This window comes from Glycomyces sambucus (assembly GCF_900102815.1).
GTDB classification, from domain to species: domain Bacteria; phylum Actinomycetota; class Actinomycetes; order Mycobacteriales; family Micromonosporaceae; genus Glycomyces; species Glycomyces sambucus.
In genome coordinates this window covers 388,897-406,459 of sequence record NZ_FNGF01000006.1, presented here as the reverse complement: position 1 = coordinate 406,459, position 17,563 = coordinate 388,897, and the positions used below count along the sequence as shown (strand labels likewise).

At 63.3% G+C, this 17,563-nt stretch carries 19 protein-coding genes, 1 tRNA gene and 2 pseudogenes; 10 read left to right on the top strand and 12 right to left on the bottom strand.

The window, feature by feature from the left end; genetic code table 11:
• Positions 1-7 precede the first annotated feature (7 nt).
• The 3 genes from BLS99_RS19695 to BLS99_RS19685 all read right to left on the bottom strand — a co-directional run bounded on the left by BLS99_RS19695 (position 8) and on the right by BLS99_RS19685 (position 1,560).
• Positions 8-523: a SigE family RNA polymerase sigma factor gene (locus BLS99_RS19695; RefSeq protein ID WP_176953447.1), complete on the bottom strand. Its 516-nt coding sequence runs from the start codon at positions 521-523 to the stop codon at positions 8-10.
• A 120-nt stretch (positions 524-643) separates the two neighbouring features.
• A complete protein-coding gene (locus BLS99_RS19690; protein ID WP_091053408.1) occupies positions 644-1,246 on the bottom strand; it encodes a permease prefix domain 1-containing protein in 603 nt (200 codons plus the stop codon).
• Positions 1,243-1,560: a PadR family transcriptional regulator gene (locus BLS99_RS19685; RefSeq protein WP_091053407.1), complete on the bottom strand. Its 318-nt coding sequence runs from the start codon at positions 1,558-1,560 to the stop codon at positions 1,243-1,245. The genes BLS99_RS19690 and BLS99_RS19685 overlap by 4 nt, the downstream gene beginning before the upstream one ends.
• Positions 1,561-1,628: 68 nt before the next feature.
• On the opposite strand from BLS99_RS19685, the gene BLS99_RS19680 reads away from it, so the two are divergent.
• The gene (locus BLS99_RS19680) at positions 1,629-2,213 is read left to right on the top strand and encodes a hypothetical protein (protein WP_091053406.1); all 585 of its coding nucleotides are present in this window, start codon (positions 1,629-1,631) and stop codon (positions 2,211-2,213) included.
• Positions 2,214-2,342: 129 nt separating this feature from the next.
• Positions 2,343-2,417: transfer RNA gene (locus tag BLS99_RS19675), tRNA-Gln, on the top strand.
• A 556-nt stretch (positions 2,418-2,973) separates the two neighbouring features.
• On the opposite strand, the pseudogene BLS99_RS27810 reads toward BLS99_RS19675, so the two are convergent.
• The 5 genes and pseudogenes from BLS99_RS27810 to BLS99_RS26385 all read right to left on the bottom strand — a co-directional run.
• Positions 2,974-4,023: pseudogene (locus tag BLS99_RS27810) on the bottom strand (recombinase family protein); the annotation flags it as partial.
• A gap of 560 nt (positions 4,024-4,583) precedes the next feature.
• Complete coding sequence (locus tag BLS99_RS19655; RefSeq protein ID WP_091053404.1) at positions 4,584-5,000, bottom strand: hypothetical protein; 417 nt, start codon at positions 4,998-5,000, stop codon at positions 4,584-4,586.
• A 56-nt stretch (positions 5,001-5,056) separates the two neighbouring features.
• Positions 5,057-5,530 carry an NUDIX domain-containing protein gene (locus tag BLS99_RS19650; protein WP_176953446.1) on the bottom strand — a complete coding sequence of 158 codons (474 nt, stop codon included), beginning with the start codon at positions 5,528-5,530 and terminating at the stop codon, positions 5,057-5,059.
• Entirely contained in the window at positions 5,527-6,210 is a 684-nt protein-coding gene (locus BLS99_RS19645; protein WP_176953445.1) for a TauD/TfdA family dioxygenase, read from the bottom strand. The genes BLS99_RS19650 and BLS99_RS19645 overlap by 4 nt, the downstream gene beginning before the upstream one ends.
• A gap of 76 nt (positions 6,211-6,286) precedes the next feature.
• Complete coding sequence (locus BLS99_RS26385; RefSeq protein ID WP_176953444.1) at positions 6,287-6,883, bottom strand: hypothetical protein; 597 nt, start codon at positions 6,881-6,883, stop codon at positions 6,287-6,289.
• A gap of 199 nt (positions 6,884-7,082) precedes the next feature.
• Here BLS99_RS26385 and BLS99_RS19640 point away from each other — a divergent pair, with 199 nt between their 5' ends.
• The 4 genes from BLS99_RS19640 to BLS99_RS25795 all read left to right on the top strand — a co-directional run bounded on the left by BLS99_RS19640 (position 7,083) and on the right by BLS99_RS25795 (position 11,582).
• Positions 7,083-8,294 (top strand): NsdA family TPR-like regulatory protein, encoded by a 1,212-nt coding sequence (locus BLS99_RS19640; protein WP_091053401.1) that lies wholly within the window; start codon positions 7,083-7,085, stop codon positions 8,292-8,294.
• Positions 8,295-8,311: 17 nt separating this feature from the next.
• Positions 8,312-8,794, top strand: a complete 483-nt coding sequence (locus BLS99_RS19635) for an SAM-dependent methyltransferase (RefSeq protein ID WP_091053400.1) — start codon at positions 8,312-8,314, stop codon at positions 8,792-8,794.
• An 861-nt stretch (positions 8,795-9,655) separates the two neighbouring features.
• The gene (locus BLS99_RS19630; RefSeq protein WP_091053550.1) at positions 9,656-11,017 is read left to right on the top strand and encodes an AAA family ATPase; all 1,362 of its coding nucleotides are present in this window, start codon (positions 9,656-9,658) and stop codon (positions 11,015-11,017) included.
• Between the two features lie 133 nt (positions 11,018-11,150).
• Positions 11,151-11,582 (top strand): nucleotide exchange factor GrpE, encoded by a 432-nt coding sequence (locus tag BLS99_RS25795; RefSeq protein WP_143034878.1) that lies wholly within the window; start codon positions 11,151-11,153, stop codon positions 11,580-11,582.
• A gap of 63 nt (positions 11,583-11,645) precedes the next feature.
• Here BLS99_RS25795 and BLS99_RS25790 read toward each other — a convergent pair.
• The 3 genes and pseudogenes from BLS99_RS25790 to BLS99_RS19620 all read right to left on the bottom strand — a co-directional run.
• A pseudogene (locus BLS99_RS25790) lies at positions 11,646-11,765 on the bottom strand (EamA family transporter); the annotation flags it as partial.
• The gene (locus tag BLS99_RS26680; RefSeq protein ID WP_218126731.1) at positions 11,766-12,014 is read right to left on the bottom strand and encodes a UTRA domain-containing protein; all 249 of its coding nucleotides are present in this window, start codon (positions 12,012-12,014) and stop codon (positions 11,766-11,768) included.
• A gap of 1,318 nt (positions 12,015-13,332) precedes the next feature.
• Positions 13,333-14,244, bottom strand: coding sequence for a replication-relaxation family protein (locus BLS99_RS19620; RefSeq protein WP_091053399.1), 912 nt, complete (start codon positions 14,242-14,244; stop codon positions 13,333-13,335).
• A gap of 373 nt (positions 14,245-14,617) precedes the next feature.
• On the opposite strand from BLS99_RS19620, the gene BLS99_RS19615 reads away from it, so the two are divergent.
• The 4 genes from BLS99_RS19615 to BLS99_RS19600 are packed head-to-tail and all read left to right on the top strand — an operon-like array spanning position 14,618 to position 16,604.
• Positions 14,618-15,013 (top strand): hypothetical protein, encoded by a 396-nt coding sequence (locus BLS99_RS19615; protein WP_091053398.1) that lies wholly within the window; start codon positions 14,618-14,620, stop codon positions 15,011-15,013.
• Positions 15,014-15,015: 2 nt separating this feature from the next.
• Positions 15,016-15,372, top strand: a complete 357-nt coding sequence (locus BLS99_RS19610) for a PE domain-containing protein (RefSeq protein WP_143034877.1) — start codon at positions 15,016-15,018, stop codon at positions 15,370-15,372.
• Between the two features lie 15 nt (positions 15,373-15,387).
• Complete coding sequence (locus tag BLS99_RS19605) at positions 15,388-15,876, top strand: WXG100-like domain-containing protein (RefSeq protein WP_218126730.1); 489 nt, start codon at positions 15,388-15,390, stop codon at positions 15,874-15,876.
• Positions 15,877-15,884: 8 nt separating this feature from the next.
• Entirely contained in the window at positions 15,885-16,604 is a 720-nt protein-coding gene (locus BLS99_RS19600) for an ADP-ribosyltransferase (RefSeq protein ID WP_091053395.1), read from the top strand.
• 38 nt (positions 16,605-16,642) lie between these two features.
• Here the strand turns inward: BLS99_RS19600 and BLS99_RS19595 are convergent, their stop codons facing one another.
• Positions 16,643-17,539 (bottom strand): DUF1996 domain-containing protein, encoded by an 897-nt coding sequence (locus BLS99_RS19595; protein ID WP_176953442.1) that lies wholly within the window; start codon positions 17,537-17,539, stop codon positions 16,643-16,645.
• Between the last annotated feature and the right edge of the window lie 24 nt (positions 17,540-17,563).

Sequence of the window (17,563 nt, the reverse complement as noted above, 5' to 3'; positions counted from 1 at the left end):
TCTTCCGCTACGCCCGGGCCGGGACGACGGTGTCGGTGAGGAGGTCGCGCATCTTGGCGATGCCCTTGGCGCACTGGCTCTTCACGGTCCCCGTCGAGCACCCCATGGCGGCGGCGGTCTCGTCAACGGACAGTTGCTCCCAGAACCGCAGAACGAGCGTGGCCCGCTGTCTCGGCGGCAGCCGGTCCAGCGCGGCGATGAGTTCGAGCCGCTGGTCGACCGCCTCCTGCGGGCGGTCGAGGCGGCGCACCGGCAGCTCGTCGCTGGCGCGCTCGCGGCGCACCCACGACAGGCGGCGGTGCGAGAAGTACACGTTGGTGACGATGCGCCGCACGTACGCGGGCGCGCCCCCCGGTTCGACGCGCTTCCACGCGGCGAACATCTTCGTCAACGCCTTCTGCACGATGTCGTCGGCCTCGTACCAGTCCCCGCACAGCAGGTAGGCGTACCGCCGCAGGCTGTCGCGCTGGGCGGTCGCGAAGGAACGGAACTCGGCCTCTTGCTGCTGCTCCTCGGTCTTCACTGGGCCTCTTTCAGATGACGGGTAGGGGCCCGGCCTCGCCTTCACGGGTGGATGCAGGCTCGGCCCGGCACGCTCAATACGCGGCCGGGTCCCGCGCGGTTGTCCCGATGAGGCGGGTTTCTACGCGATCCGGGTGCGGGCGACCGCGAGTGCGCGCGCCGAGGACGCCACGACGACGACCGACCCGACGGCCGAGGCGCCCAGCAGCGCCGCCCAGGGGGCGACCGGGCCGCCGCCCTCGCCGATGGCGCTGATGACCGCGGAGCACGCGAGGGCCACCGTCACCTGCGTGATGCCGAGGACGCCGCACAGGCCCGCGGCGCGGCGGTGCAGGTGCCCGGTGAGGACCAGTGCACCGGTGACGAAGGCGGCGGCCGTCGCGGTGTCGGTGAGCCTGGCGAGCAGGGTGATCGCGAGGCTCACCTCGCCGTCGCCGCTGAAGAGGTCCCACATGATCGTCATGGCCGGCAGTGCGGTCACGAGAGTCCACGCGGTGCGCTTCGCCTGCGCCGCGACGAGCTCGCGCTGGACCTCGGCGGCGACGAGGCGCGGCTCGCCGAACTCGGCCGCGGCGTCCCGGGCCGCCTCGCGGGGGCTCTGGCCCGCGCCGATCCGCTCGGCCACGGCGTCCTCGAAGCCGTCGCCGATCTCGGCGAGCATGTCCTCGCGGAGCCGCCGCGGGCCCTTGAGCGGGGCGGCCACCGCGTCGAGGTAGTCGCTCACGTCCCCAGGACCGCGCCCATCACCTCGCGCAGCGACCGCCAGTCGCCGAGGCCCTTCTCCAGCGCCTTGAGGCCGTCCTCGGTGAGGGCGTAGACCCGGCGGCGCCGGCCTTCGCCCACGGTCCAGGTCCCGCTGATGCTCCCGGCCCGCTCCAACCGCCGCAGCGCGGGGTAGACCGTGCCGCTGGGCAGGTCGAGCCGGTCGCCGCTGAGCTCCTTGAGGGCCGTGATGATCGCGTATCCATGCGCCTCACCGCGTTTGAGGGTAGCGAGGATCAACGTGTCGAGCTGCCCGTGAATGCCGTCCGCGTCCATGGGTCCAGCGTACGCCGCCATAGGTAGACGGTCTTGATATGTAGATGAACTACATGTAGTCTCTCTACATGAATAACACCCTCCGCGCCGCCTCGCTCCTGCTCGGGCCGCTCCTCACCGCCGTCGCCACCTTCTTCTGGGAGGACACCCGCCACGGCCTCACCGCCAGCGTCATCGGCCTCTACGCCACCGTCGCCGGCGTCTACGGCACCCTTTATCTCTGGGACCGCCTCACCGCCTGGAAGCCCTGGGTCGGCGCGACCGGCCTGGTCATCGCCCTCCTCGGCTTCCTCGGCGGCGTCGCCTTCAGCCTCCAGGGCGTCTTCGAAGGACTCTTCGACGTCTCCAAGACCGCCTCCCTCGACGCCGCGGCCGCCCACCCCGCCGCCGCCAACCTCGTCCTCTGGCTCCCCGGCCCGGCCTACCCGCTCAGCCTCGCGGCCCTCGCCATCGCCCTCGCCTGGTCCCGCCTCGCGCCCTGGCCGGTCTGGACCGGGCTCCTCTGCTCCGCCGTGTGCTTCCCGCTCTCGCGCATCACCCGCACCGAATGGATCGCCCACGTCGCCGACCTGCTCATCCTCGCGGTCTTCGCCGCCCTGGCCCTCCTCGTCCTCCGCGGCCGCCTCGACCCGGCCCCCGCCACGACCCCCTGACCCGCCGCGCCTCCCGCGCCCTTTCAACCGAGTCGTCCCCGTCACAGGAACCCGTTTGGAGGGGCGCGAACGCGTCCGGTACAGTTACATCCCGTCGGCGCCTGCAGCTTCGAGGCGCGGCGACACCATTGGGGTATGGTGTAATTGGCAACACGGCTGATTCTGGTTCAGTTGTTCTTGGTTCGAGTCCAGGTACCCCAGCCACATTTGCACTATCAAAACAACCAGGCCCGCCATGCGGGCCTTTTGTTTTGCCCGCACCCGTTCCCCGCGCAGCGGATATCAGCGGTTCGAGCAGCTCCGCGACCTGGTTACCGACCACCTTCGGCTCGCGTTCCCCGTCCTCGACGGTGACGTAAAGCCGCCCGAAGAACCCGAGATGAACGGCCCGGTGCTGGGCTTCAGGCAGCACCTCCAAGAAACGCCGTGGATCTTCGAGTAGCTCAAGCAGCATCGCGACTGCGCGTCCGGCCGCTTCCATCCCGGTGTGCCCGACCCGCTCAAGGCGCTCGGCTACTCGCGCGACCTGGTCCCGAAGCTCCCGAACCTTCTCGTTCAACCGCGCCTGCGGCCAATCTGCTCCGCCGACGAGGTCGAGAAGCTGATCCTGCTGCCGCTCCAGGCGGACCCGCTCAGCGGAAAGCTGCTCCCGAACCTCCACATCAAGGCGCTGGCGCTCCCGAAACGCCAGTTCAAGTTGCGATCGAAGCTCGCTCGCAACACCTGCTGGAATCCGAAGCCTGCTGTAGTGCTCCCGAACCTCCGCCTCCATGACGGCGACGGGCACCCGCTCGCTCCCGCACGTCTTGCTCGCCCGCCCGCTGCAAACGAAGTAGGCGTACTTGTTCCCGCTTCCATTCGTGACCATGTCCAGGTAGAACCTCGTCTGGCAGCGCCCGCACCACAGCACCCCCTTCAACGGGTGGTCGTACACCCGCTTCCGGATACCGCCGTTCTTGTGCCGCAGCACCTCTTGGACGCGGTCGAACAGCTCCTGACTCACCAACGGCTGATGCCGCCCCTGGTGCTCCGCACCCTTGTAGGCGACCCGCCCGAGGTAGTAGCGGTTCTGAAGGATCGTCCCGACGGTGTACATCGGTATCTCCCGCCCGGCAGGGCACCGCTTACTCGGCCTCGTCCTGAGCCCGGCATCGGTCACCGTCCGCTGCAACTCCTTGAGCGAATAAGTCCCACTCGCGTAAAGCTCGAACATCATCCGAATGAAAGGAGCCCGCTCCTCGTCCACGACCACGGTCCGAACCTGCCGCCCCTCGACGGTCGCTCCGGCGTTCCGGTACCCAATCGGCGCTTGGAACGGCGTGCCTCCATTTGCAGCTTTCGCGCCCATCTTGTAGGCAACGTCCGCGCCCGACGCCCGCGACTGGTACTCGTTGACTCCGTCCAGGATCGCGGCCACCAGATCACCGACGTAACTGTCCTCGGTGTAGTCCATGATCGAGATGAGCTGCACCCCGAGCTTCTTCAACTCCCGCCGCGTGAGCGCCGCATCCGCCGAGTCCCGGTGCATCCGCGACCGCGCGTACACGATGATCGCCCCGACATCCTTCTCGTTCCGGATGCGCGCCATCATCTCCAGGAACTTCGGCCGCCCATCCACGGTCATGCCCGACTTCCCCGGCTCGACGTACTCGCTCACGACCCCCATCCCCAGCTCTTCGGCCCGGAGCTGGCACGCCTTCCGCTGCGCTGGAATCGAGTTCCCCTCCGGGTCGTAATCTGTCTCCACCTGCCCCCGCGAGGACACCCGCAGATAGAGCACGGCACGCTTCGCCCTGACGTCCTGACTCATGATCGATCGGCCTTCCGACTTGATGACTCGGTCCGACCTGCATCCGCGCCCCCGGGCTCCCCCTCGGCGCTCCGCTCCGACTCCAGCACGGCATCGATCAGACTCTCCACGATCAACCGCACATCAACGTCATCCCGAAGCGCCCCGGTCACCCGCACACGCACCGCTCTACCACCCACGGGGCTCACCGCCCCACCGCAGCAAAACAGCAGGTCAACGCCAAGGTAGACCCACTCCGCTGCAACGTCGAGCGACGCGAATAATCTGACTCCGGAGCACCCCGAACCGCCCCGTTTACGGGAAGACCTTCGGGAACACCACAAGAACGCGCGCTGGCTACACGCACAAAGAAAACGACCAATGGCGATGTCTCGCCGCGATCGAACGGCCTGGACCCATCGATTCTACCATTCTCCAAGCCCTGGAACTAGATCCATATACGGGACTACCAGCCAAAACATGGTAGACACACGACAGCGACTACAGATACGCTCAGGCCGTCGGATCAAGCAGTAGGCGGGACGTCGTTATCGAAGGCGGCTATTGCCACAGCTCTTGAGCTATGCGAGATGGGCGAATTCGCCCTCGCCTGGTTGCCACAACTCCCAAGCACGGTCACTGAATCCTGAAAGCATGGCGATTTCGGGGCCGATGAGCTGTGTCGAAGTCGGATTCACGATAATCGCGCTGGTCCGCAGCTCAAGAGTCAGGCCAGTGCCTGCCGCTGCCGAGACTGCTCGCACTTCCTCACCGATCAAGGCCCTGAGAGCGTCGGCGTATCTCGGGGAATGTTCCGAGATCTCCTGTGTATGCACGCCCTGCAAACTTCGGATCTCCGGCATGACAAAGCAGCTGAGGTAGGGCGCTTCTCCCAGGCTCTCAAAGTGCAGTTGCACGTAGTCGCGAACGAATTGTACCGAGTACAGCTCGGCTCCAACGAGTCGAGTCAGTAGATCGTCGTCTTGTTCCTCGCCCACCGCTCTTGATCCTCCCGTTGTCAGCGGTCTTCCCTCCGCTCAGGTTAGAGGCATCGTCAATCTACGTGTGAGACCGCGGCAACGAGCCAGCGGGAAACCGGAGCCGGTTCCAGTTGCCGAACATCTCCGATCCATCGGAATTCGGTCAGTTCCGGGGAAAGCGACACTTCCGCACTCGGCGCGACCGCCCGCAGGATCGTCAAGGTGTCCCGCTTTCCTTCCAACGTCGTCACGAGGGTGTCCAGGACGGTGAACGCCTCGGTAGAGACTGTCAAGGCAAGCTCCTCGCCAACTTCCCGCGCGATGGCCTGCGCTGGTTTCTCCGTGGTCGGCTTGTAACCGCCGCCGGGCAGACCCCAGCGGCGCGGATCGCTGTAGGAATGACGGACGACTAGAAACCGCCCCGATCCATCGGGATGAAACAGCAGTGCCTTCACCCCGAACGTCTCTGGTTTGCGGACCCGCCACCACAGCCGCATGCCTGGCGCGATCACTCGGAGGACTGGCGCGGGCAGGCGGATGTGTCTCATCGGGCGATTATGACGGTCTTGAAATGCGGGTCGTCGTATCGGTAGCGAGCCATCCGGCGCGTGCCGGTGAACGGCTCACGCGAGTGGATCATTGCCCGGTTGTCGACGATGAGCAGATCACCAGGCCGCCAGCGATGTACCACGGCGACCGCTTCCGAGAGCGCCGCCTCGACCTCGGCATAGAGGCCCGCCTCCGAGACCGAGGGAGGCAACGGCCCCTGAACTGCGTTGGTCTCCAGCGCAGACCGGAATCGCAAGACAGCCCCGTGTCGCGGATCGTGGACGACCAGAGGATGCGTGGCAGCCGTCGGCCGCCATTCGGTCCTGTAGGTGATGTGAACCTGCGCCAGCTCGGGCCGAGACTCCAACAACGCACGGGCAGCGATACGACCGTCGAAGAGGCAGGTTGCTCCACCGCTGTTCGCCGCCTCCAAACACCCGACCGCGAAGTAGCGCAGCGGCTCAGGATCGTCCAACTGCTCCGTATGGCGAGGCAGCCAATCAACCGAGCCGGAGGATTCCAACAGCCGGACTCCCATCCAGCCGGCGCCCACATGCGCTCCGAAACGAGCGGCGGCCATGGTCATCGCTTCCTGGTCGGGCTCGGCGCGGATGAGGCCATACCCGCGAACGTCCAGGTCCATGAGCAGTTCGTCGAGATCGATTGCAGCAGGCAGCACAACAGGCTCCAAGTTCACGAAGAGAAATGGGGGTGCGGAGCCACCGCCCACCCGGTGGCTCCGCGGTGGAGAAAGGTCAGAGCGCGCCGCGTTCGACGGCACGAAGAAGGATGGATTCGACCTCGGCCCGCCAGCGGCGCCGCCGAGCTTCAGGAGCGGCCTTCCAACCGGGGCGGGTGACCATTCCGCAGATCCGGCCGCCCTCATGGAGGAGGTCGGCGATGGGGGTCAGCTCGTTCATTGCGCTGACGAGGCAGAGCACCACGTGCTCGGCGGCCGTGACGGGCTCGACGGCGAACCGGAACCCATCAACCTCGAACGTCCCGACCACGCTTGCGGGAAGCGGCTCAGGCTCCCGAGGTTCTGGACGCTCGGCGTGCCAGGCCGCAACCAGTGCCGCGATCTGGCTCCGCTGCTGCGACTTCCATGCATCGGTCTGCTCCCGCCACGGCTCCTCCCACCGCACCTCGCGAACGACACCGCCCGCGTGAACCGCGTACCCGATCTTCACGGGTGTCCCCTGGTAGTCGAGCCACACGGACGCGTATCCCGTACCCCTCCGCGCCATGACCGTCAGCTTGTTGCCCCGGCCGGTCATCCACGATCCGAGGATTTCGGAGGCCGACCGGTTGCCCTTCTCGTCGTTGACTCGTAGTCTCTGAGCCGTCACCATTTCTCCCTTTGGTGGATCTGGTGAGGCGGCCCGCCTGAAGTGTGGAAGCCGAAGGCGGGCCGCTCAACACTGGCTTGCGCACCGCCTGAGCAGCCAGGGCCCATGTGTAAGCGGTGGATGACTCTCGGGAGCCATGCTTGTAGCATCGTCTACAGCGAAGCCGACAGGAAGACTCAAACCGTCTACAAGGTGTCTACAGATGACCCCAGGCCAGCAACTCAGAGCGGCACGAACCGCCGTCGACCTCAGCCTTGGCGACATGGCCCGCCGCCTGCCCTGGAGCAAAGCGGCCCTAGGCTTTTACGAGACCGACCAACGCCCGGTACCGAACGAGGTGATCACGGCCTACCGTGAAGTGGTCGCCCAAGAGCGGCATCGGCTCGCAGAGGAGGATGTCATTCGCCGCAGAGCACTGCTTTCCCTCGGTGTCAGCTCGATTCCCGGCCTGCTCGGGGTCGACGGCGGGCCTACCGCGGCGCCGCAGCGAATAGGCGCAGGCGATGTCTCGGCAGTCAAGGACATGATCGCGCTCTTCTCCCGCGCCGATCAACGTCGAGGCGGCGGCCACGCACGGAACGCACTGGCCGAATACCTCAAGACCGACGTGTCGGAAGCTCTCGCTGGAAGCTTCCGCAGCGAAGCCGTCCGTAGGGAGCTCTTCTCTGCGGCAGGCGAGGCTTCGTATCTCGTCGGCTGGATGGCATTCGACGACGGTCGCCATCACGAGGCGCAGCAAGCCTTCGCGCTGGCGGTCGAACTCGCTTCAGAAGCCGGAGACGCACCGCTCAGTGGACACGTCCTGCGTGCGATGGCGCACCAGGCGAACGACCTCGGACAGACCTCCAACGCCGTCAACTTCTCCGCAGCCTCCATCACTGGCCCATCCATTGACCTAGCCACACCGCGAGAGCGAGCGCTCCTCAGAGTCGTGAGAGCAAGAACCTTGGTTTCGGCCGGCGAGCACCGTACCGCTGCTCAAGTGCTCCTCCAAGCTGAGGACGATCTCGCTTCGGCCGATCCGGGAATCGAAGAACCAGACCGCGTCTTTTTCTTCGGCGAAGCGTCCCTTGCTCACGAAACCGCCTGCGCATTGCGCGACATGGGCGACCTCGACGGCGCCGCTCGAGAGTTCGAGCGAAGCGTGGAAGCCCGCAGGGCCGAGACCTTCGCCAGGACGCACGCCGTCACACTCGGATATCTCGCCGAGGTCTTTGCTCAGCAAGGTGAACTCGAATCAGCCTGCGATGCATGGTCGCGAGCACTGGACGCCATGAACGGAATCAGATCTGGCCGTGCCCGAAGCGTCGTCAAGACGCTGATCACGACACTCGACTCCCATCAAGGCACCGACGTCGAAGCCGCAGTAGAGCTACGGGCCAGGGCCGAGGACCTCCTCCTCGCCTCCAGATAAGAAATCCAGGGAGAGCCATGTCAGAGGACATCAGCGTTCGTCCGATCGCCCACGTCATCGGAGGGCGGAAGGAACCCACAGACGACTACTGGGGCGGCACCCAGGCGATAATCCGGATCGACGACCCCAACTTCACCGCAGAATCGGTGCAAGGCCTCGACGAGTTCTCCCACCTCGAGGTCGTCTTCCACTTCCACCTCACCGACAAGACCGACCTGCACTTCGGTGCCCGAGCCGCCCGCGACAACCCCGAGTGGCCCAAAGTCGGCGTCTTCGGCCACCGCAACATGAGGCGGACCAATTGGCTCGGCGTAAGCCGCTGCAAGCTCCTCAAAGTCGACGGCCTCGACCTACATGTCGAAGACCTCGACGCCATCGACGGCACCCCAGTCCTCGACATCAAACCCTGGTTCAAGGAGATGGGCCCCCGGGGTAACCCTCACCAACCGCCCTGGGTGGGAGAAATGCTTACCGACTATTTCGCGCCCAATCAGAATTAGATTGATGGGGAATACAGTGGTCTGGTGCTTATGAGAGGGAACAGGTAAAATCTCACAAGCGCCAGACGCCTTGTGTAAAGCACGTTCAAGAGTCTGAATCAGACAGCTGGTGTCTGTGCAGCGGCAGGCAACGCACTGCTGGTCCTCGACGCGCCCTAGTGCTCCCGCAGTCCAGGATGCGGCTCAATCGCCGTTGAAGTCGAGGTACCGGTGGGGCCGCGATCGACGAAGGCGGCGAGGGCAAGGTTTTCTTCAATGGCTTCGCGTTCCTCGGTTAGGCAGTCCTCTGCCAGGGTTCGCAGCTCGGGAATCAGCGCTCGGAGCTGCGCCCGGTTGAAGATGGTGTCGTTATACGCGTCGATCCATCTTAGGAGCGGCAAGGTGGACGCGGCAGCCCGTGTGCACAGGTCGCTAATCGCATGATGCGCCGGGAAGGCTTCGACCGCGCGTTGTAGGTGCTGCTGCTGGCCGTGTTGCTTCCGGTCCGCCTCGCTGGCGCGGCTGCCTGCGGAATTGATGATGTGCAGAACGTTCGAAGATGCAAGCCAAAATTTGCCTCGAGTGGTAGCTGGGGCGGGAAGGAACCAGTTGGAGAGTTAGATGGAAGTGAGCACGAAAACAATTCGAGTGTTGTGGTTCTGGAGATTTTACTGATTCACCACAGGGCACACTACGCAAATTTACGACGCATCCGTACAAATATGCGAATTCAGTCCCGTTCATCGGATCTGCCAGGACTCAACTCGAAATAATTTCCAAGCGTGTCTGGACAGATTGTTCTCGGGGCTTATAGGATACTGGGCAAGTAAAGCGTTCCCGCGCGCTAAGTTTGAGCAATTAGGCATATCGGATGGTTTCAAAATGGCAATCGATCGAATCACGGTCCAAGGTTATAAAGCCCTCAAGGATCCCCAGTCAATTGAAATACGTAAATTGACCATTAATGCTGGTGTAAACAGTTCTGGGAAATCCAGTATGATGCAACCTCTTTTGCTTTTGAAACAGACAATTGAAGCGCCGTATGATCCAGGTCCGCTACTGCTAGATGGCCCAAATGTTAGTGTCACGGAAATCCCTCAAATTCTTTCCAAGGGTCAATCGGAAAGCTCGAGAGTCTCCAGTTTCAGCATCGGAATTGCTTCCGGCCCGAACTCTGTTCGGGTTAAATTTGGAAAGAGCTCAAAGAATGATCTAAAGGTGCAGGAATTCGAGCTTCGCTCGGATTCAGACTCTGAACCGTCATATACTTTGCGCGAGAGTCTAACGCACAAGCAGATTGAGGCGCTGTTGTCTGGGAAAAGAATCAAGCGCATAGAAAATGTTCTGAAGCATTTCAGAGAAATTGACGAAAAGAACTCAAGCCTTCGACTTGAAGTTTCTCGAGAGCGATGGGCTTTGGCAATCACCGCGCAAATTGGCACCGGTAATCGGCGTTTCAAAATGGGGAATATTGCTGATTTTATGTATGAAGACTTTAGTACTCAAAAGATTGAACAAGATTTGTCTCGAATTATTCATCTTCCCGCGCTCAGGGGAAACCCGGAACGAACCTACCGCACGGCGGCAGTGGAAGGGACTTACCCTGGGCAGTTTCATGACTACGCGGCAGGGATTATTTCCGCATGGAAGAACCGTGAAGTAACAGAGAAACTTGACCGGCTCAGGAAGGGCTTGGAGAAACTTGGCCTTAGTTGGAAGGTCGAAGCGAGACGAATCGATGATACGCGGGTCGAACTTGTTGTAGGCCGTCTGCCTCGGGCACGGCAAGGAGGGGCACACGACCTTGTCAGTATTGCAGACGTGGGTTTTGGTGTCTCACAAACGTTGCCAGTCATTGTTGCACTGATCGCGGCAAGTCCTGGTCAAATGGTCTATCTTGAGCAACCCGAAATTCATCTTCATCCGAGGGCTCAGTACGAGTTTGGCGATCTAATTGTTGAGTCTGTTCTCCGAGGCGTAAGGGTAATAGTCGAGACTCATAGTGATCTTCTGATTAGGGCAATTCAAACTAAAATTGCTCAAGGAGTATTGGCTCCTGCAGATGTTTGTCTCAACTGGTTCGGTCGAGATCCGATAACTGGATTCACTAAGGTAGATACTGCAATGCTTGAACCTGATGGGTCCTTTGGGGATTGGCCTGAGGACTTTGACCAAGTATATTTGCAAGCAGAATCGAACTATCTTGACGCTGTGGCTGCGAAGTTCGGACGCCGGCATGAGTAATATGTCTAGGCGAATTGTCGTCGACACTTGTGTTGTCACGTCGGCGGGCTTTGAGAAGGAGCAAGAGCATCCTCGTTCCCGCAACTGTCGCGAATTCCTGTATTCTCTGCGCGAACTTAAGCATAGAGTGGTAATGAGTGTTGAGCTTGCTGCGGAATGGAGAAATCATCGTAATCGATTCGGTCTTACATGGCTAAGCTCCATGCAGCAGAAAGGGAGGGTTGTCTGGGTTGAGGATAATGCATCTCTTCGCGACGCGATATTCGAGCTGATCGAAGATCTTGTGGATGAAGAAGTGTTGTCTGCAAGGGGACGAGATGCGATCGAGAAAGACATCCTTCTGATCATCGCAGCTCAGAATTCAGATCGGATTCTTGCATCACTGGATAGAACTCTGAAAAGCCTGCTCAAGCTCATAGCCCACCGATCGCCAGAGGTTCATTCATTGGTTTGGATTGATCCCGACCCTGATTGTCGATCAGGCGTGGACGCGAAAGATGTGATTAGTTGGATGCAGAGAGGAGCGAAAGTCGGTGACAGAGTATGTCTGGGGCGTGAGGATTAGATTCCCTTTGTAGCGCGCTTGACGATAGTATGTTTCTCATTGGTCGTATCGAACCTCGAAAACTATGACGGTGATCTGGATGGGGGTGGAGCTGGTGAGGGCGATCTTGATCCAGAGGAAGCCGGAGCCCCAGAGGAGGGCGAGGGCGGCGACTCTGAGGCTTCCGGCGAGGCGGGGGTTCATTCAGTCCTCGATGTGGATGCGGTAGTCGAGGCCGTTGAGGTCGACGCGCATGGTGAACGTGGTGACCTCGAACGGCTGCTGGTCCTGGTTGATGCCGGTGTGGATGACGTTGATGACGGGGACGCCGGCCGGGATCGCGAGGCGTTCGGTCTCGGTGGGTATGGGCATGTGTGAGGTGCTCTCTTCGCGGATCCAGGTGATGCGGTGGCCGCGGTCTTCGAAGCGGCCGTAGAGGCTGCCTTTGCCCATGTTCGCGGAGGTGGCGAGGACGGTGCCTTCGGCGATTGTTGTCCGCGGGGAGATTCAGGCGCTCGGCGATCTCCTCGGGTGCGGGCACGCGCTCGATCGAGGTGCAGTTGACGCGGGCGGTCTTGCCCTGCTTCTCGACTTCGGCGCGGAACGGCGAGAGTCCGGTCTCGTTCCGCAGGCGGTTGGAGTACCGCTCGGCACCGAGCCGCAAGAGCCGCTGCTTCTCGCGGACAGTCGGGCGTGCGCGGTTGCGGCTCTCGATGAGTCCTTCAGACTCCAGGATCTTGACCGCCTCCGCGGCGGTGTTGCGGGCCACGCCGTACTTGACGGCTAGCTCCCGCTGCGAGGGCAGAGGGCTGCCCGGCGGAAGGTTTAGCTCTGGTCATTGCTAACTAAACGAAATCGAGCTCCGGTGTGATTCACAGCTGATCTAGATTGCCGAAGCCGTCGTCTCGGAGCGATTTTGTTGCCTGCTGGCGCACGTGGGTAAGACAGGGGCAGGTCTCGAGCATTCCGGCTACGGCGCAGTGCCAGATGCCTGCGAATCTGAGGGCTTTTGCGACGTCCTTGAGGGAGTTGATGCCGGTCAGGCGTTGTACGAGCTTCTCCGTGAGGGTTCGGATCAGGTCTGATGTGGCTGGGCCGCAGAGCGCTTCGACTTGGTCGAGCAGTGGGCCTGGTTCGAGACGAGCGGCTTGGTCTAGGTAGTGGGCGACCTTGGCGAGGTCTTCACAGTCTTTCAGCCCGCGTAGCTGACGGGCTCTGGATGGTCCGAGCAGTTTGAGAAGTACCCGTCCCTCTTGGCGTTGCCAGCTTTGATCTCGGTATCGGCGTAGCTCGTCTCCGCCGGGTTGCTTGGTCGGGGCGGCTTCGGATGGCGGTCTTGTAGTCAAGTGCTGACCGTTGTTGTGGTCGTTGCACTGATGGTAACGAGGCCGACGGCAGGGTTGTCCGTTCTTCTTCGTGGGGGCTCCGCATTCTGGTGCAGACATGGAATCTAATTTCCCATGACTTGGACGGTTGTAGTGCGGAGCTGTCGCTAACCGGACTACCAGGTGTCTAGTACGTGAGGTGTGTTGAAGGAGCTGATGTGGTTGCTTCGGCAGCCGATGTCCTGGTCCGGGTGGGTGAGCCGGGCACCGGCGATGACGGGACCTTTGAAAAACCTCGCCCTGGGACTATGTATTAGGGGTTCTGGGGTGTAGTTGGTTACTGCGTCTGAGCTGCGTGAACGTGGGTTTTGGCTGTACAAGTCAAAGGTGGGGTTCGTGCGAGGGGTTGGGTGGGGGCCGACCTTGTGGGGTCGACCCCCTGGGGGTCAGGCGGGCCGGTTTGGGTTTCGCATCTCGGCGGCGAGAGTGGGAAGTTCAGTCAGGTTGTAGGTGCCGGACCAGCCGAGGATTTGCCAGCGGCGGTCGTTGAAGGCGTCTGGGAACTCCTCGGGGCGGGTGAAGGTCCGCTCGTTCTGAGTCGCGATGCTGATGCCCACGATCAGGCTGGGGTTCTCCCATTCGGCCATGCATGACTTCCAGGTGTCGGTTGCGACTGGAAGGAAGTTGCGCAGGCGGCGCTGGCTTGAGAGCTCGAAGAGGAGGACCGTGTCCCGTCGGTCCACGTAGCGGCGGACCTTGTCGTTGTACGACGTGATCTTCCTGGCGAGGTACTTCAGGGTCTCGGTGCCGCGGTCGTGTTCTAGCCAGAACCGGAGGGTTTGGCCGTCTTGCCAGGAGACTTCCCCGGTTCCGTCTGGCTTGATCGAGAGCACGCCTAGGTCGAGATCTGACCACTCCTTGACCTTCACGTCGGATCGGTTCCGTGCCGAGTAGTAGAGGCGGCAGAAGAAGGCGTTCACGCCTTCAGTATGGGCGCGGTGCTGGGACAGAAACCGGTGTTGCGCCTGGAAGATCGCATCCTGCTTCCGCGGCGGCTTCTCTCCCTTGATCGCTGCCCGGATGTGTTGCCCTCTCCAGCCGAGGACATAGCGGTACGCCTTGCTCTCAGGGCTTCGCCAGCGGTCGAGAAGTCCCAGCTCGAAGAGCGTCAGCAGGCGGGCTCCGGCCTGGTGGCGGGAGGGGAAGAACTGGGCTTCGAGCATGCCGGCGGTCATGATCTTGTACTTCTCCAGGGCTTCGAGGATGTCGAAGTCTCGGCTGGTCAGGCGGTTGGTTATCTCGTTGAAGTCGCCTGTGTTCGTGCCTGGGATTCGCTTCGCGCACATCTGCTCGCTCACCGCCTTTCCGTTGTGTCGTGGGCGGTTTGGGCGGTGTAGGGTGCTGTGAGGCGCTGGTACAGGGCCTGTACTTGAGGCAGGGCGTGCCCGTACGTCTCCAATAGGCCAGCCAATCAAATCGAATACGAACACACGGGCCCGCTTCGCGGGCCTTTTGTTTTGTCCTCGTATTGCGGATGTAAGTGGCTCTTGCGACTCCGGGACTTGTCACCGGTTGTGGCTCTGGCCGCGGGCCTGTGCCGTCGATGGGCGATGGCATTTCGGCAGGGGCGCAAGGGTAGTGGTGTGGTGGCGGGAGTGAGTGGGGCGGGCCCGTTGGGGGTGGGGATGTCGGTATTCTGATGATTCCTCGAACGGGAAGGCCGGAGACCGGATGTTCAGTCAGGAACAGATCGCCCAGCAGCTCGCGGACGCCCGGGCGGAGCTCGGGAGTGCGGCGGCGGCCGTGAAGCCGGTCGAGGCGGTGACCGTGCAGGACGACAAGGGTCGCATCAGGATCACCATCGGCGCGGACGGGCGGCTGTCGGAGCTGTACCTGAACGCGCGGGCGATCCGGGACGGCTCGGAGGACCTCGGCCCGCGCATCATGGAGCTCGTCAACCAGGGCCTGGACCAGCGCGCCCGCGAGTTCGACACCGGCGACGAGGTCCCCGACCTCGACGCGGTCAACCAGCGGCTCGCCGACCTCCAAGACCGCTCGCTGCGCCAGTTCCACGCGATGACCGACTCGATCGACCAGGTCATGACCCGCCTCCACGGGAGCAGGTGACCGTGTCCGGGTTCGAGATCAGCCCCGAGACGATGCGCAGGGCCGCCGAGGCGCTGGAGACGGCCGGCACCGGGGTCCAGGAACTGCACGACGAGTTCACCGCCGCGATCGAGAAGTACGCCGACGCGTTCGGCGGCGACGACATCGGCACCCTCCTGGGCACGGCCCACGGGGCGCTCAGCGGCGCCGTCACCGAGTGCTTCACCAGCAACATCGAGGAGCTGGCCTACTACAGCGCCTCGCTGCGGGAGATGGCCGAATCCCACCAGGCCAACGACGACGTGATCGCCGCGCTGTTCGCCGGCCTGTCGGGCGAGATCGACGACAAGGCCGGGCCGGCCCCGGCCGCCACCGAGTAGAGGAGCCCCATGGGCATGGACCTGCCTTCCGAGCTGATCGGCCTGCTCGGCGTGCTCGGCTTCACCTGGCCCGAGTCCGACGAGGAGTCGCTGTTCGCGCTCGCGGGCGAGTGGACCGGGATGGCCGACAAGATCGGGCCGCGCGTCGAAGAACTCCAGGAAGCGGCCCGCCTCCTCGTGGAGGGGAACCGGGGCGCCGAGATCGACGCGTTCCAGACCGAGTGGGAGCACGAGGAGTCCCCGCCGGCGAACCTCCGCGACGCCGCCGAGCCGGCGCTGGTCATCAACATCGGACTGACGATCGCCGCGGCCCTGGTGCTGGCGTTGAAGATCCAGGTGATCGTCCAGCTCGTGGTCCTGACGGTGCAGATCGCGTGGGCGATCGCCACCGCGGCGGTCACGTTCGGGGCGTCGCTGGCGCAGATCCCGGTGTTCAAGAAGATCGCCGGGCTCATCATCGACCAGCTCATCGGCATGGCCACCACCAAGATCCTGAACGGCTGAGGAGCCCCATGCCCCCCAAGCGCAGCTCGTCGCCCGTGGGCGCGAAGCTCCTGTCCAAGCCCCTCGAGGACGCGAAGGTGTTCCGCCTCGCGAAGGGGTCGGAGCGTTCGAAGGTGCCCCCGCCGGTGCCGCCCAAGCCGAAGCCCGAGGACCTGCTCAAGAAGAAGAAGACCCCGCCGCCGGTCCCCCCGAAGCCCAAGCCGGAGGACCTGAAGAAGAAGCCGCCGCCGGTGCCGCCCAAGCCGAAGCCGAAGCAGGACCTCACCCCCGAGGACGAGGCCGCGCTCAGCTCGTACACCCAGGGCGGCTTCCGGCAGATGAACCCGCACCTGCGCGACCCCTCGCAGACGCTGGGCCCCATGCGCAAGAAGTTCGACGAGAAGGCCGACCGGGTCTCCGAGGCGCTCGGGAAGCTGCCGAACGAGCCCGGGAAGACCTACCGCGGGGCCGACCTGCGCAACCTCCCGGACGTGCGCAACCAGTACCAGCCGGGGAACGTCGTGAAGGAGAACGCGTTCACGAGCACGTCCAAGAACCAGGACACGGCCCTGAGCGGGGACTTCAAGGGCGACACCCTGTTCAACATCAACGGGAAGAACGGCAAGAACGTCACGAAGTACTCCCCGCACGACGAGGAGGAGATCCTCTTCGACAAGGGCACGAGCTTCCGGGTCGACAGCGTCACCCGCAAGGGGAACATGGACCACATCGACATGACCGAGCTCTAGCGCGCAGGGCCCCGGGCTTGCGCCCGGGGCCCTGCGGTTCAGCGGATGAGTTCGTAGTCCTCGTCGAGGACCTGGCCCCGGTGCGGCTTGTAGAGGTCGTAACCCCGCGAGTCGCATTGGAGGCCGCCGTTGATGCAGTGCTCGACCATGGCGGCGAGCGTGTCGGGCTCCCAGGCGTTGAAGAAGTCGTAGTGCCAGGAGGAGCCGGGCCCGCTGGCGAGGTGGACGCCGGTCATGTCGCCCTGCACCGGCCAGTGGATCTTGAACTCGATCATCGGGACCGGGACGGGATGCGACGCCGGGCAGGAGCCGTCGACGGGGTACGCCATGTGGCTCTTGTGGTTCGGCGAGTCGAGGTTGACCCCGTCCCAGCAGCTCGGCGACTGGTAGCGGATGTTCAGCCACGAGGAGCAGTACGAGGGGATGTCCCAGTTGTGGAACGACTCCCCGCACTCGTAGCCCTCGACCTGCCCGGGCGCGTTCTGGAACTCCTGCGCGGTCGCCATCATGTCGCCGGCCACGAAGCGCAGGCCCTCCGGGAACGGCTCCACAGTGGTGTAGTCCTCGACCCCGGACTTGTAGTAGACGACCAGGTGCCAGTCCGTGAGGATCGGCTCCGTGCCGCGGAAGAGGGTCGGGAACCAGTACGCCGACTGGTCGTCGGGCACCAGGCAGGTCGTGGTGCCCTGCTTGAGGTCGTCGAGGTCGGTGTACGCGTCGACGTTCGTGTTGCCGATGAACGTGTGGTTGTGGGAGGCGCCGGGGACGCCGGGGTAGACGATCGGGTCGTCGTTCGCCGTGTGGTCGACGGTGCAGTTGGCCTGGAACTCATGGTGGGTCACCAGGTCGTCGGCGGTCGCGGTGGGGATCGCGACCAGGGTGGTGAGGGCCGCCGCGAGGCCCGCCAGGGCGATCGCGGCGTGACGCAGTCGCATCTCGGTGTCCTTTCGGGAAGGGGC

Excerpts from the sequence above, each read along its gene's own strand:
- BLS99_RS19605 (WP_218126730.1), top strand. The coding sequence starts at position 15,388 with ATGGACCTGCCTTCCGAGCTGATCGGCCTGCTCGGCGTGCTCGGCTTC.
- BLS99_RS26385 (WP_176953444.1), bottom strand. The coding sequence starts at position 6,883 with ATGGTGACGGCTCAGAGACTACGAGTCAACGACGAGAAGGGCAACCGG.
- BLS99_RS19685 (WP_091053407.1), bottom strand. The coding sequence starts at position 1,560 with ATGGACGCGGACGGCATTCACGGGCAGCTCGACACGTTGATCCTCGCT.
- BLS99_RS25795 (WP_143034878.1), top strand. The coding sequence starts at position 11,151 with ATGAGTGTTGAGCTTGCTGCGGAATGGAGAAATCATCGTAATCGATTC.
- BLS99_RS19640 (WP_091053401.1), top strand. The coding sequence starts at position 7,083 with ATGACCCCAGGCCAGCAACTCAGAGCGGCACGAACCGCCGTCGACCTC.
- BLS99_RS19680 (WP_091053406.1), top strand. The coding sequence starts at position 1,629 with ATGAATAACACCCTCCGCGCCGCCTCGCTCCTGCTCGGGCCGCTCCTC.
- BLS99_RS19615 (WP_091053398.1), top strand. The coding sequence starts at position 14,618 with ATGTTCAGTCAGGAACAGATCGCCCAGCAGCTCGCGGACGCCCGGGCG.
- BLS99_RS19650 (WP_176953446.1), bottom strand. The coding sequence starts at position 5,530 with ATGAGACACATCCGCCTGCCCGCGCCAGTCCTCCGAGTGATCGCGCCA.
- BLS99_RS19630 (WP_091053550.1), top strand. The coding sequence starts at position 9,656 with ATGGCAATCGATCGAATCACGGTCCAAGGTTATAAAGCCCTCAAGGAT.
- BLS99_RS26680 (WP_218126731.1), bottom strand. The coding sequence starts at position 12,014 with ATGGGCAAAGGCAGCCTCTACGGCCGCTTCGAAGACCGCGGCCACCGC.
- BLS99_RS19600 (WP_091053395.1), top strand. The coding sequence starts at position 15,885 with ATGCCCCCCAAGCGCAGCTCGTCGCCCGTGGGCGCGAAGCTCCTGTCC.
- BLS99_RS19595 (WP_176953442.1), bottom strand. The coding sequence starts at position 17,539 with ATGCGACTGCGTCACGCCGCGATCGCCCTGGCGGGCCTCGCGGCGGCC.
- BLS99_RS19635 (WP_091053400.1), top strand. The coding sequence starts at position 8,312 with ATGTCAGAGGACATCAGCGTTCGTCCGATCGCCCACGTCATCGGAGGG.